The 19,167-nt window shown below is 66.8% G+C and carries 17 protein-coding genes; 8 read left to right on the top strand and 9 right to left on the bottom strand.

From position 1 onward, the window contains the following. Positions 1-14: 14 nt before the first annotated feature. Positions 15-3,752 carry an ATP-dependent RNA helicase HrpA gene (gene hrpA, locus R2770_06040; protein MEZ5280013.1) on the bottom strand — a complete coding sequence of 1,246 codons (3,738 nt, stop codon included), beginning with the start codon at positions 3,750-3,752 and terminating at the stop codon, positions 15-17. A gap of 91 nt (positions 3,753-3,843) precedes the next feature. Between hrpA and R2770_06035 the strand changes: the two genes are divergently transcribed. Further along, positions 3,844-5,157 carry an LLM class flavin-dependent oxidoreductase gene (locus tag R2770_06035; GenBank protein ID MEZ5280012.1) on the top strand — a complete coding sequence of 438 codons (1,314 nt, stop codon included), beginning with the start codon at positions 3,844-3,846 and terminating at the stop codon, positions 5,155-5,157. Continuing rightward, positions 5,157-5,951 (top strand): alpha/beta hydrolase, encoded by a 795-nt coding sequence (locus R2770_06030; GenBank protein ID MEZ5280011.1) that lies wholly within the window; start codon positions 5,157-5,159, stop codon positions 5,949-5,951. The genes R2770_06035 and R2770_06030 overlap by 1 nt, the downstream gene beginning before the upstream one ends. On the opposite strand, the gene R2770_06025 is transcribed toward R2770_06030, so the two are convergent. Beyond that, positions 5,944-6,618: an alpha/beta fold hydrolase gene (locus R2770_06025; GenBank protein MEZ5280010.1), complete on the bottom strand. Its 675-nt coding sequence runs from the start codon at positions 6,616-6,618 to the stop codon at positions 5,944-5,946. The genes R2770_06030 and R2770_06025 overlap by 8 nt on opposite strands. 77 nt (positions 6,619-6,695) lie before the next feature. On the opposite strand from R2770_06025, the gene R2770_06020 reads away from it, so the two are divergent. From R2770_06020 to R2770_06000, 5 genes are read left to right on the top strand one after another with little or no spacing between them, the layout of a single operon-like run. Further along, a complete protein-coding gene (locus R2770_06020) occupies positions 6,696-7,730 on the top strand; it encodes a Gfo/Idh/MocA family oxidoreductase (GenBank protein MEZ5280009.1) in 1,035 nt (344 codons plus the stop codon). Then, complete coding sequence (locus R2770_06015; protein ID MEZ5280008.1) at positions 7,720-8,574, top strand: hypothetical protein; 855 nt, start codon at positions 7,720-7,722, stop codon at positions 8,572-8,574. The genes R2770_06020 and R2770_06015 overlap by 11 nt, the downstream gene beginning before the upstream one ends. Beyond that, a complete protein-coding gene (locus R2770_06010) occupies positions 8,571-9,203 on the top strand; it encodes a hypothetical protein (GenBank protein MEZ5280007.1) in 633 nt (210 codons plus the stop codon). The genes R2770_06015 and R2770_06010 overlap by 4 nt, the downstream gene beginning before the upstream one ends. Next, the gene (locus R2770_06005) at positions 9,200-10,162 is read left to right on the top strand and encodes an AAA family ATPase (GenBank protein ID MEZ5280006.1); all 963 of its coding nucleotides are present in this window, start codon (positions 9,200-9,202) and stop codon (positions 10,160-10,162) included. The genes R2770_06010 and R2770_06005 overlap by 4 nt, the downstream gene beginning before the upstream one ends. A 44-nt stretch (positions 10,163-10,206) precedes the next feature. Next, complete coding sequence (locus R2770_06000; GenBank protein MEZ5280005.1) at positions 10,207-12,045, top strand: DUF58 domain-containing protein; 1,839 nt, start codon at positions 10,207-10,209, stop codon at positions 12,043-12,045. Here R2770_06000 and R2770_05995 read toward each other — a convergent pair. Next, entirely contained in the window at positions 12,032-12,976 is a 945-nt protein-coding gene (locus tag R2770_05995) for a hypothetical protein (GenBank protein MEZ5280004.1), read from the bottom strand. The genes R2770_06000 and R2770_05995 overlap by 14 nt on opposite strands. After that, positions 12,973-13,872: a fumarylacetoacetate hydrolase family protein gene (locus R2770_05990; protein ID MEZ5280003.1), complete on the bottom strand. Its 900-nt coding sequence runs from the start codon at positions 13,870-13,872 to the stop codon at positions 12,973-12,975. Before R2770_05990 ends, R2770_05995 begins: the two co-directional genes overlap by 4 nt. Before the next feature lie 165 nt (positions 13,873-14,037). Here R2770_05990 and R2770_05985 point away from each other — a divergent pair, with 165 nt between their 5' ends. Then, positions 14,038-14,550, top strand: coding sequence for a GGDEF domain-containing protein (locus tag R2770_05985; protein MEZ5280002.1), 513 nt, complete (start codon positions 14,038-14,040; stop codon positions 14,548-14,550). A 19-nt stretch (positions 14,551-14,569) separates the two neighbouring features. On the opposite strand, the gene R2770_05980 is transcribed toward R2770_05985, so the two are convergent. From R2770_05980 to R2770_05960, 5 genes are all read right to left on the bottom strand, one after another. Further along, entirely contained in the window at positions 14,570-16,156 is a 1,587-nt protein-coding gene (locus tag R2770_05980; GenBank protein ID MEZ5280001.1) for a gamma-glutamyltransferase, read from the bottom strand. 162 nt (positions 16,157-16,318) lie between these two features. Beyond that, positions 16,319-16,909 (bottom strand): hypothetical protein, encoded by a 591-nt coding sequence (locus R2770_05975; GenBank protein ID MEZ5280000.1) that lies wholly within the window; start codon positions 16,907-16,909, stop codon positions 16,319-16,321. A 113-nt stretch (positions 16,910-17,022) separates the two neighbouring features. Continuing rightward, positions 17,023-17,316 (bottom strand): HU family DNA-binding protein, encoded by a 294-nt coding sequence (locus R2770_05970; GenBank protein MEZ5279999.1) that lies wholly within the window; start codon positions 17,314-17,316, stop codon positions 17,023-17,025. Positions 17,317-17,445: 129 nt separating this feature from the next. Next, positions 17,446-18,216, bottom strand: coding sequence for a glycerophosphodiester phosphodiesterase (locus R2770_05965; GenBank protein MEZ5279998.1), 771 nt, complete (start codon positions 18,214-18,216; stop codon positions 17,446-17,448). Then, a complete protein-coding gene (locus R2770_05960) occupies positions 18,213-19,121 on the bottom strand; it encodes an ABC transporter substrate-binding protein (GenBank protein MEZ5279997.1) in 909 nt (302 codons plus the stop codon). The genes R2770_05965 and R2770_05960 overlap by 4 nt, the downstream gene beginning before the upstream one ends. Between the last annotated feature and the right edge of the window lie 46 nt (positions 19,122-19,167).

The raw sequence follows: 19,167 nt of genomic DNA, 5'->3' as shown, positions 1-19,167 counted from the left end.
CAACAACGACCAGCTCAGGTCAGTAGTGCCCAGTCGAGGGCCTGGGCTATCCGCTTCTCGCTGACGGGTCCCTTGGCCCCGACGGTCTGTGCAAACTGGGCGACTCGGAACTCTTGCAGCATCCATCCGATGTCTTCGAGGGCCGGCCGCATTCCGATGGAGCCGACGATTTCGCCCCAGCGGGCTTCCAGGCGACGGCATGCCACCAGGGCTCGGTGGTCGCGGGCTACGTCGTTGCGCACGCGGTCGAGCCTCACCTCGATGGCGTCGAGGTATCGGCCGATGTCGGCCAGCCGGGCCAGGCCCACACCGGCGATGAATCCGTCGTAGACCAGACGGTCCAGTTGGGCGGTGGCGTCGGCGACGGTTGGGGCATAGACCTCAGACGTCGCCATGTCGGCCATGCGAGCGCGAAGCCTGCGGTTGGACGTCAGGATGGCGGTGGTCGTGAGCACGACCGACTCGATCACTTCGGTGGCCCGGTCGTCGACGGTGGATGCCAGCTGTCGATAGTCGCTGTCGGTCCACGGCAGAGCCGTCTGCTCGATCAGATGATCGAGTGCACAAGCGACACAGTCTTCGAACCAGGCCTCGGTCGATGGGTGCGGACCCACGGCCAGACCCAGCTTGAGGTCCTGGGTGAACAGGTGGCGAACCGATCGGGCCGGGGTGCGCAGCCTCATTCGCAGCAGGCGGCGTATTCCCAGCCACATGGTGTCGACCTGCTCGCCGGCGGAGGCGACCAAGCGCACGCCGACCGACTCTCCCTCGTCGAACACCGTCGGATAGGCGGTGGCAGAACGGCCCGCGTCGCCCACCTCGACCGTGCGTGGCAACTCGCCGAAGGTCCAGTCGGTGGCGCCCGAGCACTCGATTGGGTGGCGCTTGCGCTGCAGGCGACGCTTGAATCGAACGGCCAGCTCGTCCTTCAGGGCCGCCAGGTCGAGACCGGATGCGAGTTCTGTGCTCTTGGCGTCGACCACCCTGAATCGCATGCGCAGGTGATCGGGCACCGAATCCATGGTCAACAGGTCTGCGGGAATCGGTTCGCCGGCGCGACGACCCAGCTCGCGGCGCACGGCGTCGACCAGTCGCACGCCGGGTTGAGCTTCCAGGTCGGCGAGCAGCTGGTTGACCGTGTCGGGCACCGGCACGAAGCGGCGGCGCCATTCCTTGGGCAGCGCCCGCACCAGGTGGGTGACTATCTCGTGACGTCGCCCGGGCACATGCCATTCGAACTCGGCCGGGTCGAGGGCGCTCAACAACGCTTCGTCGACCACCACGGTTGCACCGTCGTCTGGCAGCCCGGGGGCGAAGACGTATTCGATGGGCAGTTCGGCGTCGCCGTGTCGCCAGGTCGAGGGGAAGTCGTCTTGATCCAGTTCGTCGGCCGTGTCGATCAGGTCGTCGACGTCGAGGTCCAGCAGGTGCGGAGACTTCTTGCGACGGCGGCGCCACCACGCGTCGAAGTGGGCGACGGTTGTGATGTGCTCGGGGATGCGCTGGGCGAACCAATCGACCAGATCCTCGTCGCCGGCCAACAGGTCACCTCGGCGGCTGCGGGCCTCGAGGTCCAGAACCTCGCGGATGCGCTGCATGTTGCGGGCCACGAAATGGTGGCGTTGGTGCCACTCGCCGCCCACCAGGGCGTGGCGGATGAACATCTCGCGGGCCAAGTCGGGGTCGACGCGGCCCAACTGGACCGGCTTGTTGTCGTGGATCGTCAGCCCAAAGATGGTTGCTCTTTCCAGGGCGCTGGCCGAGCCCCGAACGGCGTCCCAGTAGGGGTCGCCGTAAGACCGCCGAACCATGTGGTCGCCGACCTCGACCAGCCAGGCAGGGTCAATGCGGGCGGCCGAGTGGGCCCACACCCTGGTGGTCTCGACCAGCGCAGAAGCCATGATCCATGGGGGAGTGGCGCGAAACAGGACCGATGCCGGCGACACCGAGAACCGCGACCCGCGAGCACCTCGATAGTCACGGGTTTCCGGATCCTTTTGCCCGACCAGCGACAACATGCCGGTCAGCAGGGCCTTGTGAACGTTGTCGGGATGGGCCTGCCCTTCGGCATCGGACACGTCGGCGACGTCGACACCTATCTGGCGCAGGGCGCGGCGCAGCTGGCCGTGCACCTCCTGCCACTCGCGGATGCGCAGGTAGTTCAGGTATTCGCTGCGGCACAGGCGCCTGAAGCGGCTGGAGGATCCGCTGGCGCGCTCGTCGCGGATATATCGCCACAGTTCGATCCAGCCCAGCAGATCGGAACCCTTGACCCGGAACCTGGCGTGCGCCTGGCCCGCGGCCTCCTCCTTGCCCGTCGGGCGCTCGCGGGGGTCTTGCACCGACAGAGCCGAGGCGATCACCAACACTTCGGCGGCGCAGTTGTGCTCGACGCCGGCCAGAATCATTCGGGCGATGCGGGGGTCGACGGGCAGGTGTGCGATTCGACGGCCCAGCTCGGTCAGCTCGGCTTCGTGTATCGCGTCCAGCTCCTCCAGCAGGGCATAGCCGTCGCGTATCGACCTGGTGTCGGGAGGGTCGACGAACGGGAAGTCGGCAACGTCGCCCAGACCCGCATCGAGCATCCGGATGATGACCGCAGCCAGGTTTGTGCGCTGGATCTCGGGTTCGGTGAACTCTGGCCTGCTGTCGTAGTCGTCCTGGCTGTAGAGGCGTATGGCGATGCCAGGGCCCAAGCGGCCGCACCGGCCGGCGCGCTGGTCGGCCGATGCCTGGCTGATCGCTTCGATGGGCAGGCGCTGAACCTTGGTGCGCCGGTTGAACCGGCTGATGCGGGCATAGCCGGTGTCGACCACGTAGCGGATGCCCGGCACGGTCAGCGACGTCTCGGCCACGTTGGTCGACAGCACGATGCGGCGGCCCCGGTGGGGTGAGAAGATCTTCTGCTGTTCGGCCAGACTCAGACGGGCGAACAGCGGCACGATCTCGGTGTTGGGCAGCTCCAGAGCCTCCAGCGCTTCGGCTGCGTCGCGGATGTCGCGCTCGCCGCTGAAGAACACCAGGATGTCGCCGTCGCCCTCGGTGTACAGCTCCTCGACCGCCGCACACACTGCGCCGGGCTGGTCTAGGTCTTCCCACCCCGAGGGCGTCTCGGGCTCGCCATAGGGGCGATAGCGGACCGCGACGGGGTAGGTGCGGCCCGACACCTCCACAATCGGGGCGTCGGCGAAATGGGCGGCGAATCGCTCGGTGTCGATCGTGGCCGAAGTGATGATCACCTTCAGGTCGCTGCGTTCGTCGATCAGCCGCCGCAGGTGTCCCAGCAGGAAGTCGATGTTCAGCGAGCGCTCGTGGGCTTCGTCGACGATGACGGTGTCGTAGGCCCGCAGCTTGGGGTCGCGCTGGATCTCGTTCAACAAGATGCCGTCGGTCATCACCTTGATGCGGGTCGAGTCGCCGACCCGATCATCGAACCGCACGGCGAAGCCGACCGTGCCGCCCAGTTCCTCTCCCAGCTCGGCGGCAACCCGTTGGGCCACCGAGCGCGCCGCTATGCGGCGAGGTTGGGTGTGGGCGATGCGCCGCGGTTTGCCGCGCCTGGTAGGGCGGCCCCGGCCCAGCTCAAGGCAGAACTTGGGCAGCTGGGTCGACTTGCCCGAGCCGGTTTCGCCCGCGACGACAACGACCTGGCTCGACTCGATCACTTCGAGAAGCTCCAGCCTGCGCTCGGTGATCGGTAGGTCGGGGTACTCGATCTCGGCGCCGTCGTCGAGGGTGACGGTGGTTGGCACGGCTCACCAGGGTATGGAGTAAGTTCGCAGAATACGGAGTCGCCTCGGGGGTTCGGGGCGTTCGTAAATACCAGCGACGAGGGGGAAGCTCGTGAAGTTCGTTTGGTTCAACCTGATGCCGTGGCCCGATCTGCCGGACGATTTCCGGGAGAACCATCGGTCGGTTTGGGTCGACATCGACTCGAAGTTGTTCGATCCCGAGCGGGCCAACAGCCTGTACCACGAGTACATGGACCAGCTCGAGTTCGCCGACGAGATGGGCTTCGACGGTATCGGCGTCAACGAGCACCACCAGAACGGTTACGGCATCATGCCGTCGCCCAACATCATCGCGGCGGGCCTGGCCAGGCGCACCAGCAACGCCGCCATCTGTGTCATCGGCAACTCGATAGCGCTTTACAACCCACCGATACGGGTGGCCGAAGAGTTCGCCATGCTCGACGTCATCTCGGGCGGGCGGCTGGTGGCCGGCTTCCCGGTCGGCACACCGATGGACACCAACTTCACCTACGGCCAGATTCCCGCGTTGACCCGCGACAAGTACGACGAGGCCCACCGGATGATCATCCGGGCCTGGACCGAGGAAGAACCCTTCGCTTTCGACGGCAAGTACAACCAGTTGCGCTATGTGAACATCTGGCCCAGGCCAATCCAGAAACCTCACCCACCCATCTACATCCCCGGCGGCGGCTCTATCGAGACGTGGGATTTCTGCCTGGATCACGACTACAACTACTCGTACCTGTCGTTCAACGGCTACAAGGCCGGCCGGGCCCTGCTGGAGGGCTACTGGGAGAGGGTTGCAGCCCGCGACAAGGACGAGTCGCCGGGCCGGGCGTCGTTCGCCCAGATCATCTGTGTCGCCGACTCCGACGCCCAGGCCGAGGAGTTGTACGCCGAACACATGCTGTACTTCTTCAACCGCTGCCTGCACGTCTATCCCGGCTTCGCCGACCCGCCCGGCTATCGCACCGTCAACACGATCAAGGCCGGCAAGCTCAACCAGCTGCGCAAGGAAAACCAGGAGATGTTCCAGCGTCTGACCTGGAAAGACCTGGTCGAGGGAGGGTTCGTCATTGCCGGCGGGCCCGACACGGTGCGCGAACAGATGGAGTCGATGATCAAGGACATGCGCCTCGGCACGGTGTTCTGCCTGCTGCACATGGGCAACATGCCCGACTGGAAGACCCGCTACAGCACCCAGTTGTTCGCCGAGAAGGTCATGCCCCAGCTGAAGAACCTGTGGCCAGAACTCGAGACCGACACTCGCTGGTGGCCCACTCCGATGAAGGACAGGGTCAGGCCCGAGACCACGGTCGAGTCGGCCCGCACGCCTTCACCTGGCCCCGACGCCATGCGCGATGCCATGCGAGACGCCGGCGCAAACGACGGGGGGAGCATCTGATGACCCTCGAGACGAAGCGCATCACCACCCGGCGGGGCATCGAGGGCGACGTCCTGGTAGGCGGAACGGGGCCCGACATCGTGTTCTTCCACGGAGCGGGCGGCACGATGGCGCAGGACCCGCTGCTCAATACCCTGGCCCAGTCATTCACCGTTCATGCCCCGATCTGGCCCGGTTACGGAGCCGACGAGACCGAGACAGCTATAGAGGACATGCTCGACTTTGCCCTGCACGGCTGGGATCTGGTCGACGCACTCGACCTCGCCGGGCCGCCGGTGTTGATGGGGCATTCGATGGGCGGCATGATCGCATCTGAGATGGCGGCGATCGCACGCAACGACCTCAGCCGGCTGGTGTTGTTGTGCCCGGCGGGAATGTGGCATGACGATCATCCGGTACCCGACATCTTCGCCATGCTTCCCTTCGAGCTGGCAGAGGTGTTGTGGCACGACCCGGTCGCCGGCGAAAAGATCATGACCGGCGGTGTCGACTTCAGCGACAACGCGGCGCTGCAGGCCTTCCTCGTCGGCAATGCACGGCGGCTGGGCACCGCTGGCAAGATCTTGTTCCCCATTCCCAACCGGCGGCTGTCCAAGCGTGTACACCGCATCGGTGTACCCACCCTGCTGGTTTGGGGCCTCAGCGACAGACTGTTCCCGCCCGATCCCTACGCGACCATCTGGAACGACAGCATCGCAGGGTCGCAGCTGGTGACGTTTGCCGAGGCCGGGCACATGGTTCCGGTCGAACAATCGGCTGCTGTCGTCCAGGCGGTTGCGGATTTTCTCAGCTGAGGTGGCCCAGCACGGCGTCGATGAAACCGAAGTCCTTCGGGGTGGCGAAGTGGTCGACACCTCGCAGTGAGTGCAGCGTGGCGTTGGGCAGAGCGTCGACGAGAGGGTCGGCGGGTCCGGCGAAGTCTTCGGTGCCAAGCACCACAGCGGTGGGTGCGGTCACCAGGCCCAATTCAGCGGACCCCAGAGGAGGATGCGGTCGGCGCATGAAGGCCGCCAGCGCCTTTGGGTCTTGCCCAGGTTCTGAGGCGTAGCGCCCGAACGCCTGAGCGTGAGGATCGTCGGCGTCTGCCTCGCCCGCAACGCCCTTGGCGATGCGCTCACCGCGCTCGGGGTCGCGTTCGAACAGGTTGTTGCCCACTCCGGCCACGACGAGCTTGCCCCAACGTTCGGGCTGCATCGATGCCATCACCAGCAGGATGCGTGCGCCGGCGGAGAAGCCGACGCCGTCCAATGGTCCCTCCGGCAGCGTCGCCAGCAGGTCGGCTTCCAGCGTGGCGTAGTCGGCTGGGTCGTGGCTCTTTAGCTCGCTGGTGCCGTGGCCCGGAAGGTCGATGGCGATGCACTCTCGACCAAAATCTGCCAATAGGTCCATGAGGCCCGTGGGCTTCCATGTAGACCGGACCGAGCCGGTGAAGCCGTGGAGTAGGACGACCGGGTTTGCCATGGCCCGACCCTAGTCGGACCCGGCGCAGGTTCGGGCGGTTGGGCCAAACCACCGCCGAGACAACTAACGTGACCGGCGTGACGATCTCGGTCGGATTCCTGGGGGCGGGAAACATCGCCACCTACCACTCGAAGAGCTTGCGCGCCTCGGGCGCAGACGCAGTCTGGGCGGCCGTGCACGACCCCGACACCGAGCGGGCAGAACGCTTCGGCGCTGCCACCGACGCGTCCGTTTGCGACACACCAGAGGAGGTCGTAGACCGAAGCGACGCCGTCTACGTCTGCACCTGGACCAGCGAACACGAGCGACTGGTGGCGATGGCCGCAGATGCCGGCAAGGCGGTCTTCTGCGAAAAGCCACTGGGTACCAACCTGGCGCAGGCCCAGCGCATCGTCGATACGGTCGAGCGAGCCGGCGTGATCAATCAGGTCGGCCTGGTGCTGCGCCGATCACCGGTATTCCATCTACTGAAGGACGTTGCGAACCGCCCCGACAGCGGCAAGCTGCTCAGCTTCACCTTCCGCGACGACCAGTTCCTGCCGATACAAGGCCGCTACGCATCGACCTGGCGGGCCGAGGTCGACAAGGCCGGCGCAGGCGTCCTGATCGAACACTCCATCCACGACATCGACCTGCTCGAGTGGATGTTCGGTCCCATCGTGTCAGTGTCGGCCACCACCCGCTACGTGCACCAGATCGAGGGCATCGAAGACTCGATCGCGGTCAACATCGGCTTCGAATCCGGGCTCCATGGCGTGATGCTGTCGGTGTGGCACGACCTGCTCGAGCGCATCTCCAACCGCGACGTCGAAGTGTTCGGCACCAACCTGTGGGCCCGGCTGCGTGGCGAATGGTTCGGCGACGTCACCTGGACCCACGGCGGCCAAACGTTCGAGCTGACCGGCCAAGAACTGCTGGCCGAGGCGGCCAGGAGATCGCCCGGAGCCGGTCAGAACCCCGACGGCGAGTTCATAGCCGCGGTGGCCGCCGGCCGGCCGGCCTATCCCAGCCTGCGGGTTGCGCTGCGGGCTCACCAGGTGGTCGATGCCTGTTACCGGTCAGCCGCCAGCGGTGGAGCCCGCATCGAGATTCCGGCAGCCGGTGCCCAATAGTGACCGCACCAGCGAGCGGCGGGTTCGGGTGAGCCCGGGGCTGAGGCGCCTCAGCATCGGCGCACTGCTGGCCTTCACGCTGGTCGCAGCCGCCTATGGCTCAAATTGGGATGGCGAGTTGGTGTCGTTCGACTCCGAACCCACCGAGCAGGTCCAGCCCGAGGTCGAGGGACCGTCAGGCCAGGGACTGGTGTCGATCCTGTGGGGTCTGGCGGTGCTGATAGGCATCATCGCGGCCGTCGCAGCGATCTATAGGGGCATCGACCTCAAGGCTGTCGCCGGCATGATCGCACTTGGCGCAGCGGTTGCCGTGTTCGGTATGTTCCTTCGACCTGGGGATGCGCCCGCAGAAGAGACCGGAGGCCAGCAACAACAGTCGGGTGACGATGTGGAGCGTGCCACGGGCGGGGCAATCGCCTGGTGGTTGGCACTGGCAGGCGCAGGCATAGCAGCACCCGCAGCGTGGCTCGTCTGGCGTTCCAGGTCCAACGACGATGTAGCCGAAGATGAGGCGGGCACGGCATCCGACCTGGCCAACGTGGTCGATCAGCTGCGCAGCTCGGCCGCGGACGACCGCGAGGCCATCGTCTTCGCCTACTCCGACCTGGAAGCGCTGATGATGCGAAGAGGGATGGTGCGGCTTCGATCCGAGACCACCAACGAGTTCTTCGCCAGGGTGGCCACGCGGCTGGGTGCATCTGCATCCGAGGCGCTGGACCTGGCCGATATCTACCAGCGGGCTGCCATGGGCACCACCGATGATGAGGTCGCCGCGGGCGTGCTGGCCCCCGACCGGGCACGCGCAGCGCAGATCATGTCGACGTTTGACGGGGCATCGTTGTGAGCAGTCTCGGCGAGGTCGCCACCTCCGACGACGCAAGCTCGGACGCGGTGAGGTTCGTCGCGGCCGGACACGTGCCGCCGCCTCTGATGCCCGTGGACCGAGCCGACGTGTACCGCACACTGCGCCTGATGGCTTTCGTGGCAATGCTGCTGGCCGCCAGCGTCATCGCAGACCAGATCGACGCACCCCAAGCGATGCTGACGATCACGTTGGTCACCACCGCCTCGTTGATCTTCGTCGTGGGGCCCGGGCTGGTTGCCCGAGTCGGCGAGCGGGTTGCGAAGACCGACGGCCGAGACGCCGACGAGGGTGTTCTGAAGGCGTCGCGGCTGGCGATATCGAGGGAACGGCTGCAGATGGCTCGAATCGCAGTGGCTCCCAGCGACCTCACCTGGAGGGTGGTTCCCCGGCTGCGCTCAGACCTGGCGACCGTGCTGCGGGTGCGCCACGGGCTCGACCTCGACAATCCCAGGCACCGGCCTGCGATCGAAGACATCATCGGCCCCGACGGGGTGCTGTTGCTGGAAGGCGCTCCGGCGATCGAGAGTTGGCACCAGGACAGGGTGTCGAAGGCCATCCACGGCTGCCTCGCATCGGTGGCCCGCAACCGGCAGGGAGACAACGCGTGACCTCAACCCACACGGAGCTGATCGCCGAGATCGAACGCGCCATCGTCGGCAAGACCGGCGTGGTCGAGCTGGTGTTGGACGCGATTGCCGCTGGGGGCCACGTCCTGCTCGACGACGTGCCCGGCGTGGCCAAGACGTTGTTGGCGCGCTCGTTGGCCCAAGCAACCGGGCTCGAATTCTCGCGGATCCAGTTCACCCCAGACCTGATGCCGTCCGACGTAACCGGTTCTTCGGTGTGGAACCCGGCCGAGCGAACCGTCGAGTTCCAGCCCGGTCCGGTGTTCGCACAGATCGTGCTGGCCGACGAGATCAACCGGGCGCCCGCCAAGACCCAGGCCGCGCTGTTGGAGGCGATGGCCGAGGGCCAGGTCACGGTCGACGGCCTCACCCACAGGCTGCCGACGCCCTTCATCGTGATCGCCACCCAGAATCCGGTGGAACACGAGGGCACCTACCCGCTGCCCGAAGCTCAGCTGGATCGCTTCATGATCTCCGCCTCGCTCGGATATCCCGATGCAGACTCCGAACGCGAGATCGTCAGACGTCGAATCGACAGGGGAACCGCCGAACTGGTCCTGAACCCGATCGCAGGCGACGGCGCGGCCTTGGTCGCGCAACTGAGGCAGGGCGCGGCCGCGGTTCGGGTGCACGACGCCGTCGTCGACTATGCGGTGCGCCTGGTCGACGGCACCCGCAACCTAGCGGGCCTGGACCTGGGGGCCTCGCCCAGAGGTTCGCTGGCGCTGGTGGCGATGGCCCAGTCGAGGGCAGCACGCCTGGGCCGCGGATATGCACTGCCCGACGACGTCAAGGCCGTTGCGGTTGCGGTTCTGGCCCACCGGCTGGTGCTGGGGGCCGAACAGTGGGTCGAAGGGGTCGCAGCCTCGTCGAACGTCGAGAGATTGTTGTCGTCGGTCGAGGCACCAGCCCCAGAGGACTTCGTGGAGGAAGTTCGCTGAGCACCGGGCCGTCGCTTGTCAGGGCGTGGACCAGACGCTCGTCGGTGGGCGTGGCCCCGCTGGTGGCGTTGGGTCTTATGTCGGTTCTGGGCGCCATCGTCTTGCGCCAGCCGTTCCTGGTGAGCGTGGCCGCGTTCCCGCTGGTGCTGCTGTTGGTCGACGTGGTGGGCGCCGATCCACCAGACGTGTCTGTCGAGCTCTACTCGGGGCTGGCCTCTTCGCCCGAACGTACCGACGTCGAGTTCACGCTGGTGGTCGAGTCGTCGCGCGCTGGCACCCTGGAGGTGTCGTTGAACGCCCTCGGCACGGGCCGCGTCGCCAGCTTCGACGGGCAGGAAGTGACAGGCGAGCCGGGCGCCGCTCGGGCGCTGAGGCTGAGGGCCGGCGAGACGACCCGCACAGCCGTCGGCGTCGAATGTATCCGGTGGGGCCGGGCCGGGGTCGAGGTCGCGACCATCGAATGGTCCTCGCCTGTTGGTCTGTCACGCTGGTCGGTGGCTGTGGGAACCAGTGCCTGGGTGTGGGTGAGGCCCAACTCGCCGCCGGGGCGAGCCCGCCTTGGGGTGTGGCGCACCGCCCGCAGACCGGGGCTGCACACGTCGCCAGACGCCGGCGCGGGTGTCGAGTATCACTCGAGCCGACCGTTTCAGCCCGGCGACCGGTGGCGCGACGTCGACCACCGAACTTCGGCGCGCCGCGGCGGCACGTGGACTGCGGTCAGGCACGGCGAGTTCGCTCGCGACGTCGTGGTGGTGGTCGACCTCGTCGACGAGGGGTTCAGCCCCAGCGACCCCAGGCCCACGCTGACGGACCAAGCGGTCAGGGCGGCCGACGTCGTCATTCGCGACCACCTGGCGGACAAGGATCGGGTGGGCTTGCTGCTGTTGTCGGGCCGCCGCCGTTGGATAGCGCCACGCGATGGCAACCGCCAGCGTCAGCGGCTCGTGGCTGCGCTGGTGAGGTCTCGTCCGCGGGCGGCCGGCATGCTGCACACCCGTCTCGACATCGATCGGCACATACGTCCAGGTACGTCTGTGCTGGTTGTGTCGCCCCTGTTCGATTCGGTTGTGGTCGATGCTTGCCTGGATCTGCGCCGGGCCGGCCATGACGTCAGCGTGTTTGCGTGGGCTCCGACCTGGTCGAACCATGGCTCGAGACGTCGGAACGCATCGACCGCGCGCGGCTGCGCTGAGACTGATAACCGAGGCCGCCTGGGAAGACCGTCTGCGGTCGGCGGGCGCAGCTGTGACCACGATGGCTTCGGGCGATTCGCTGATCAGCAGTGTCGAGATGGCGATGGAGCGGCACCGTCGTCTGATCCAACGGCGAGGCAAGCGATGAGCCGGCTCGGGCGCATCTCCATGCAGCTGGCAGCCCTGTCCCTGGCGGCCGTTCCCGTGGTCATGACACTGGGGCACGTGGCTGACAGAGGCGGCCGCTTCAGCCTGGCGCTGACCCTGGTGGCGGCTGGGCTGAGTGCGTTCGGCATCATCGGCACTTCGGGTTCGGCGATGGCCGTGGGGTCGGTGCTGGTCGTGCTGGTGTGGGCGGCGGCCGCCCAAGGTGTTGTTGCCGGCCAAGCGGTGGCGATGGGCCTGACGCTGACCGCGTCGAGTGTTGTGGCCAGTTGGGGCGAGCGATCGCCGGCGGCGCCCGCATCGGGAGGCCTGTGGACGTCGCGGTTGGCGACCTACGCGCTGGCCACCGGAGCCTCGGTGGTGGCTGCGGTGGCGCTGTCGAACATGTTCACCGGCGGTACGGCCTCGATAACAACGGCGTTCGTGGGTGCGCTGGCAGTGTTCGGAGCGGTTGCCGTGGTCTTCCTGATAGCCGAAACCGGTGTGCGCGGGCGGCGCTTCGGTGACGACGTCAGCGATCGGTGAGGTCGATCACGTCGAGCTTGGCCCCGTGCCTGGGTCGCTTGCTGCCCGCGTATTTGACGAGGTTCTGAACCCTGGCTCGCTGCCCTTGGTAGGGCTCCAGCAGCTCGAGCATGCGGGCATCGTCGGCGTCGCGCTCGCCGGCCAGCACCCAAGCGACCTGGCCGGGCAGGTTGTAGTCGCCCACCACGACCGAGTCGGGGTCGCCCAGGCCAAGCTGAACGACTATCGACGAGGTCCACGGGCCGATGCCTGGGAATGCTTCCAGCCTGGCTCGCGCTTTGGCTGGTGGCATCTCCAGAGCCTCCTCAAGACGGTTCGCCCGGCGTGCCGCAGCGATGATGGTCTGGGCCCGCTTGCGCTCGACGTTCAGCGGGTGGAACTCGTGATAGCCCACGCTGCCCAGAACCTCTGGTGAGGGCACCAAACGCAGCTTGGCTGGGGCGGGCCCCGGCGGTTTGCGGCCCCAGCGTCGCAACATGGCCTGCCACGAGTCGCGGGCAGCTGCGGTGGGCACCTTTTGTCCCAAGACCGTGGGCACGATGTGTTCCCATATGGCGTTGGTGCGGGTCATCCGGTCGAAGCGTCGTCGCCGCATCAGATCGGCCACGATGGGGTCGCCAGGCTGCAGCCCCGCGGGGTCGTCGCGGGCGCCAAGCAGGTCGGGCACCCGGTCGGAGGCCACCTGGGCGCCGGGGCCCCACGCCTCGACGGTTGCCCCCGACGGTTCGGGGTGAATCCGCAGGGTGGCCGGCCCCACAGCGGTGTCGGTCGCCTTCCAGGTGACGGCGCCCTCGTACACCACCGGACCTGTCGACCCCTTGCCCTTGACCCGCTGCAGCATGTTGGCCGCGACGGGGTCGTATCCCAGCTCGTAGTACTGCACCACCTCCGCGGTGCGGCCCAGCGCGTCGACCGTGGGGCTGCGACTCACCCGATCGAGCAGACGGGGTCGGGTTCGGCGATGCAGGGATTCTCGATGGCGCCGACGCCGTCGATCTCGATGCGCACCGTCGAACCCGGGTGCAGCATGCGCTGGGGATCGCGGTAGACGCCGACACCCTCCGGAGTGCCGGTGGCGATGATGGTGCCCGGCAGCAACGTGAACGCGGTCGAAAGGTGGGCGATGAGCGTGGCGATGTCGAAGATCATCTTGTCGGTGTTGGACTGCTGCATGACCTCGCCATCGACGATGGTGCGCAGGTCGAGGTTCATCGGATCTGGGACCTCGTCTGGGGTGACGACCCACGGGCCGACAGGGCCGTGGGTGTCCCATGACTTGCCCATGGTCATGGTGGGGCTGGCGCGTTGCCAGTCGCGGACGCTGACATCGTTCACCACGGTGTACCCGGCGATGACCTCGTAGGCCCGCTCGGCGGGCACGTGACGGCAGCGCTTACCGATGACCACGCCAAGTTCGCCTTCGAAGTCGACCAGGTCTGGGGCAGCGGCGGGGATGTGGATGGGGGAGTGGGGCCCGGTCACGCAGGTGACCTGCTTGTTGAACACAACCGGCGTGGTGGGGTCGGGGCGACCGCCCTCGGCCACGTGGGCCCGATAGTTGAGCCCGATGGCCAGGAACTCGGGCGGTCTGGCAATGGGTGCGAGCAGCTGGGAACGCTCGATCTGGATTGTCGGTGCTGCCTCGGCGAGGCCGCTCAGCCGCTGGGTGTTCTGGTCGGCGGCCAACAGCTCGCCGAGGTCTGAGCCGACACCAGAAGCCCGAAGGTCGGCGACGGTCAGGGGCCCTTCGTCGGGGGCGTCGACGACGATGCCCAGCCCGGCGGCACCTGCGCTGGACGACGATTCGGTGAAACGGCAGATTCTCATGGACAATGAAGTTACTAGGCGCCTTGTGACCAACCTCTCAGGGAAATCTCGGATATGCCGATGGGCATGCTTGAGAACGTCGACGCGCCGTGGCACCCTGGCCACTCGTAGCGCGAGACCGAAGACTGGGCTCGAGATATGGAAGACCCCCGACAGGAGCACGAGATGCCGAACAGCGGACCTATGCCCGCTCGTACCGAGTCGCTCAGCGACCCCGTATCTGGGCTTCCCGACCACCGCTTCTTCGAGTTGGCCGTCGATCGAAAGGTCGCTCTGGCCCGTCGCACGCTAAAGCCGTTGGCCGTCGCGATAGTCGAGATCGACGACTTTGCCGGCTTCGCCCCGTATCTCCGTGATCATGCGGTGAGGGTGCTGACCCGCGTCATGCAGAACACGCTGCGCGATTCGGACACCATCTGCCAGCTTCGCGAAGGCGTGTTGGCCGCGGTTCTGGACGACACGTCCGAGACCGGTGCGGTGTGGGCCGCAGATCGCATCAGGCGAGCTCTGCTGGAGACCCCTGCACGCGAGGTCGTCACCGTGTCGGCAGGCTTGGCCTGCTATCCGAGCCATGCCATGAGCACCACCGACCTGCTCGGCGAGGCCGAACGTGCGCTCAGCACGGCCCGCGAGCTGGGCCCCGGCCGCATCGAGGTTGCGGCCATCGATCCTCAGTAGTGAGGCTCGAACCCACGGGCTAGAAGCCCTGGGCCGCTCCTGAAATCGATCGCGGATCGGCGCAACCGGTCAGCACATCGTTGCCAACGTCGATCATGTGTGCGTGACCGAACGCGCTGTCGTGGCGGCTCAGATGACGCACCCGGTGACCTCGCGCTTCGAGGCCGGCAGCCCACTGGGGCGCGTGGCCCTCGATCTCCACGACCAGACCGGCCGGGTCGGCCCAGGTGTGAAATCCGGTGGGGTTGTCGCCGTAGAGACGCCAGCGCCCCGACGCCACCGTGCGCCCCGGCGACTGCCCGTTGTGAAGCAGGCGGGCCAGCATCTGCAGCACCACCTGGGGTTGGCTGTCTCCGCCCATGGTCCCCAACACGGTTCGCAACGATCCGTCGGGGTTGGTGATCATGGCGGGCGACAGGGTGTGTGGTGGTCTGCGCCGCGGGCGATACTCGGCCCCGTGGCCGGCCCTCAGGTTGAACCCGAGCCCCCTGTTGTGCAGGAAGATCCGCGTCGAGGGTTCGGCCAGACCGCTGCCCCATCCGCCGGCGTTGGACTGTATGAGCGACACGCCCATTCGGTCCGCGTCGACGGCGCACAGATAGATCGTGTCGCCCGCCGTCCCGGGGCTGGGCAGGTCACTGGCCGCTTCGGTCGAGATGAGGTCGCGGCGGGGGCCCAGCCGTTCGGGGGCGACCAGAGCCTGTCCGTCTGCGTCTTGATGGAGCACCTCGGGTCGGTCGAACCCGGCCTGGCGTGCCGCCTCGACCAGCAGGTGTGCCCAAAGGGGATCATCGGGGTCGCCCGGCAGGTCGAGGCCGTCGGCGATCCAAGCGCCGGCCAACGACAGGTAACCCTGAGAGTTGGGTGGAGTGGTCCAAAGGGTGTGACCCCAGGCGTCGACGCGCACGGGTTCGACCCAGTCGGCATGGACGTGTTCGAGGTCGTCGCGGGTGTACTCGCCGCCGCCGAGGGCCAACAGCCCCTCGCCGAACTCGCCCAGGTAGAAGGCGTCGCGCCCGCCGTCGGCGACCGCCTTCAGGGTGCGGGCAACCCCGGGTCGCCTGACCAAAGAGCCGATCCGCAGTGGTCCGGAGGCGGTGTAGTCGGCAGCCCAGGGGTGGTGAGCGACCCGCGGCATGGACGCCACCAGCAGGGGAGCGGCGGGAAAACCCTCCGCTGCCGCGTCGATGGCGGGTTCGAGAACCTGGCCGAGCGGCAGGCGCCCGTAGCGCTGATGAAGCGCGATCCAGCCATCGACACAACCCGGCACCGGCGAGATGCGGATGTCGTCGAATAGAGGGAGTTCTGTCAGACCTTCAGACCGTGCCCGGTCTGGGTCGGCACCAGAACCCGCCCACCCCGAAGCGTTCAACACTGCTGGGGTGGAGGTGGGTTCGGAGACTATGGCCCACAGGTCGCCACCCATTCCGCAGAGGTGCTGGGTGGTTACGGCCAGCACCGCCGAGGTCGCGATGGCGGCGTCGACGGCGTTACCGCCCGACCGCAGAATGGCAACACCCGCGCCCGAGGCCAGGTGGTCGACGCTGCAAACCATGCCTCGGCGAGCGTTCACCGTCGGTACCGGTACTTCGACTGGGAGAGCCATGTCTTGCAGGCTAGACCGCACCGGCAGTGGTGTACGTGTACGTCCGCGTCCACGTCTTAGCGACAAGTGCGGTCGGCCTCGGCGGTTGTCGCTAAGAGCCGGACACCGACTGGATAGCGCCAGGCCTGACGAGATAACGCCAGAGCTGCGTGCGGGTGAGGGTCAGCAGCCCCCTGAGGCCCAGGCGGCGACGTGGGCGGCGGCAGCATCGAGCTGTTCGGGATCTGCGCTTGCGGCGCGCAGGCTTTCGAGCGCCTCGTTCACACCCGGCGCATCGGAGTCGCCCGCAATGACCGACAGGGTGATGACGGCGCCGAATCGCTCGGCCTGACCAGCCGCCAGGTACTGAGCGGCCGTGCAGCGCGCGGCTTTGAGGTCGGTGTCGGTCATGGTGTCGACGTCGGCGAGGCGCATACCCAGCTGGCCACAGGCCTCGTTGACACCCTCACCCGAGCACAGGGCGATGACCTCTTCGATGCTTGTGTCGTCGTAGATGCCGTCCGGGTCCTCCAGCACGGTTCCGTCGGCAACGGGCTCGTTGTTCTCGACCGGGGCCGCGGTGTCGTCGGTTCTGGCCGCGCCGTCTGGCGAGTCCGAAATCGGGGTTGCGGTTTGAGAGTCGTTCTGACTCTCGGTCGGCTGGGTTTCACCGCCGTCGCCAGTGCTGTCGGCGTCAGCCGATGAAGTGCACGCGGTGATGCTCACGAAGAGGAGCATCAGCAGGGCGACCACGCGCCTGTTGAGACCAAACATGGTGTTCCTGTCGACCGCAAGGCATGCCGACTTGAATGGCGCCCGAAAATCCGAAACGGCCCCGGGTGCGAAACCCGGAGCCGTCAAGTTCGGTTCGTGCAGTGAAGCAGCGACTAGCGCTTCTTCCTGGCCGACAGGAGCCATTCCTTCATCGGGGCGCTGGTGGTGAGCTTCAGCGAGCGGCTCTTCTTGATCTTGATGGTTTCGCCGGTCTGGGGGTTGCGGCCCTTGCGGGCACCGCGCTCGCCCATCGAGAACGAACCGAAACCGGGCCATGCGACCTTCTCGCCGGCCTTGACCTGCTCCGCGGTGTGATCGAAGAAGGCAGCCAGAACTGCCTCGGTGGTCTTCTTGTCGCTGCCGGCACGATCGGCAACGGCCTGGATCATCTCAGCCTTGGTGGCCATTGTTTCTCCTTGGTCTGCCGGGGTTTCCGGCTCGTCGAACGCAGTAGGACAACAGCTTTCGGCGCAAAAGTGGTGGACCCAAACCGAATTTGTGAAGGGATTCACTCAAAGAGGTCGATTTTGCCACTTTCAGTGCCAGATACCCCGCTCGATGAACACTCGACGTAGTTCGGCGGGCCGGTCTGTCATGATTCCGTCGACGCCGAGATCGAGCAATTCGTGCATCTGCCGGGGCTCGTCGATGGTCCACACGTGAACCTGCAGGCCGGCTGCATGGGCGGTTTCGACGAACCTCGCGTCGACGATCGGCACACCTTTTTGGGTCGGCGGCACCTGTGCGATGTGGCCCGGAAGTGACGGTGCGCGACGAACCATCGAACTGAGGCGCAGCTTGGCGATGCTGCGCGGCCCCAGGCCCAGGCAGATCCGATCGCCGAACCGGGCCCGGAAGCTCTGCAGGCGGCTGTCGCTGAACGAGCCGACACACACTCGATCGAGGCAGTCGAATCGGGCCAACAGCGACATCAGGGGTTCGGCCGACGAGTGTTGCTTCGGGTCGATGTTGAACCTGATGTCGGGAAACGTCTCGAGCAGTTCGTCCAGACGCGGAATCGGAGCCTTTGTTCCGTCGAGCCCCACCACGAGCGCCTGGCTGACCTCGGCCCACGTGAGGTCGGTGATGTTGCCCGTCGCGTCGGTGACGCGGTCGAGGGTCGAGTCGTGGAACGCCACCAGAACCCCATCTGCGGTGACGTGGACATCGGTCTCGATATAGCGATAGCCGAGATCGACCGCGTTCTGGAATGCCGGCAAGGTGTTCTCTGGCTGGTCGATGGCCCCGCCACGGTGGGCGAAAGCGATGGGCCCCGGATGGTCCAAGAACGGATGGGCGAGGCTCACCGCAGGATCCTACGGGCGCACGCACCATCGGGTTCGTCGCCCGACAGGATCGCGGCAACCGTCTCGACCGCCGTGGCAACGATGTGGGTGCAGCGGCTCATCAGGCGGTTTGCGTCGAGGGCCCACACCTGACATTCAGCCGGCAGGTCGACCAGGCTGGTGGTCGACATTCGGGCGGCCTCCTCGTGGGCGCCGTCCAGGTCGAAACCGCACGGCAGCACCAGGACCACCTGGGGATCGGCCGCCAGCAGGTCTGAGGCTGCGATGCGGTGGCTGGGGGTGCCGGCGCTGCCCAGGCAGTTCGCCCCGCCGGCCAATTCGACGATCTCGGGTACCCAGTGTCCGCCGATGAAGAGCGGATCGGTCCACTCGATGGTGGCTACCCGCAACGGCGTCGAACCGCGGGTTCGACCGCGCACGGCCGCCAAACGCTGGGCCACGGCTCGATTCAGGACCTCGCCGCGATCGGTGACGCCGAGGGCCGCAGCTACGGCCTCGATGTCGGCGTAGAGCCCCTCGACCGACGTTGCGTTGAGATCGACGAAGGCCACATCGGGCCCCAATTCGTGCGAGAAGTGATCGCTGCGTACGGCACACACGTCGCAGATCGTCTGGCTGACCACCAAGTCGACCTCCAGCGACGCCAACAGGCCGGTGTCGACGCCGTAAAGGGCCTGGCCCGCAGCCACCGCAGCACTGACGGCGGCGTCGACTTCGGAGGCGGATGCTTCGCCTCCCACCCCGGCAGCCGGGACGTTCGAGCTGGTCGCCACCGCCAGTCCCTCGGCCATCGGATGGTCACATTCGTGGGAGACGGCGACGATGCTGGAACCGAGCCCCAGAGCACACACGATGTCGGTGGCCGCAGGCACCAAGGTGGCGATGCGCAGGTTCTCGGAGTTCACGGTTCCAGTATCGCGAACCTCGTTGTGGTTGCACGTGGGCGCGCGA

Source organism: Acidimicrobiales bacterium, from assembly GCA_041394185.1.
Taxonomy (GTDB): Bacteria; Actinomycetota; Acidimicrobiia; order Acidimicrobiales; family Poriferisodalaceae; genus JAAETH01.
The sequence above is the reverse complement of the archived record's forward strand: the minus strand, read 5'-3'. Positions and strand labels throughout refer to the sequence as shown.

Bases quoted from the DNA above. Each gene is read 5' to 3' on its own strand.
- R2770_05980 (MEZ5280001.1), bottom strand. From the start codon at position 16,156: ATGGCTCTCCCAGTCGAAGTACCGGTACCGACGGTGAACGCTCGCCGA.
- R2770_05990 (MEZ5280003.1), bottom strand. From the start codon at position 13,872: ATGAGAATCTGCCGTTTCACCGAATCGTCGTCCAGCGCAGGTGCCGCC.
- R2770_05975 (MEZ5280000.1), bottom strand. From the start codon at position 16,909: ATGTTTGGTCTCAACAGGCGCGTGGTCGCCCTGCTGATGCTCCTCTTC.
- R2770_05985 (MEZ5280002.1), top strand. From the start codon at position 14,038: ATGCCGAACAGCGGACCTATGCCCGCTCGTACCGAGTCGCTCAGCGAC.
- R2770_06025 (MEZ5280010.1), bottom strand. From the start codon at position 6,618: ATGGCAAACCCGGTCGTCCTACTCCACGGCTTCACCGGCTCGGTCCGG.
- R2770_05970 (MEZ5279999.1), bottom strand. From the start codon at position 17,316: ATGGCCACCAAGGCTGAGATGATCCAGGCCGTTGCCGATCGTGCCGGC.
- R2770_06030 (MEZ5280011.1), top strand. From the start codon at position 5,157: ATGACCCTCGAGACGAAGCGCATCACCACCCGGCGGGGCATCGAGGGC.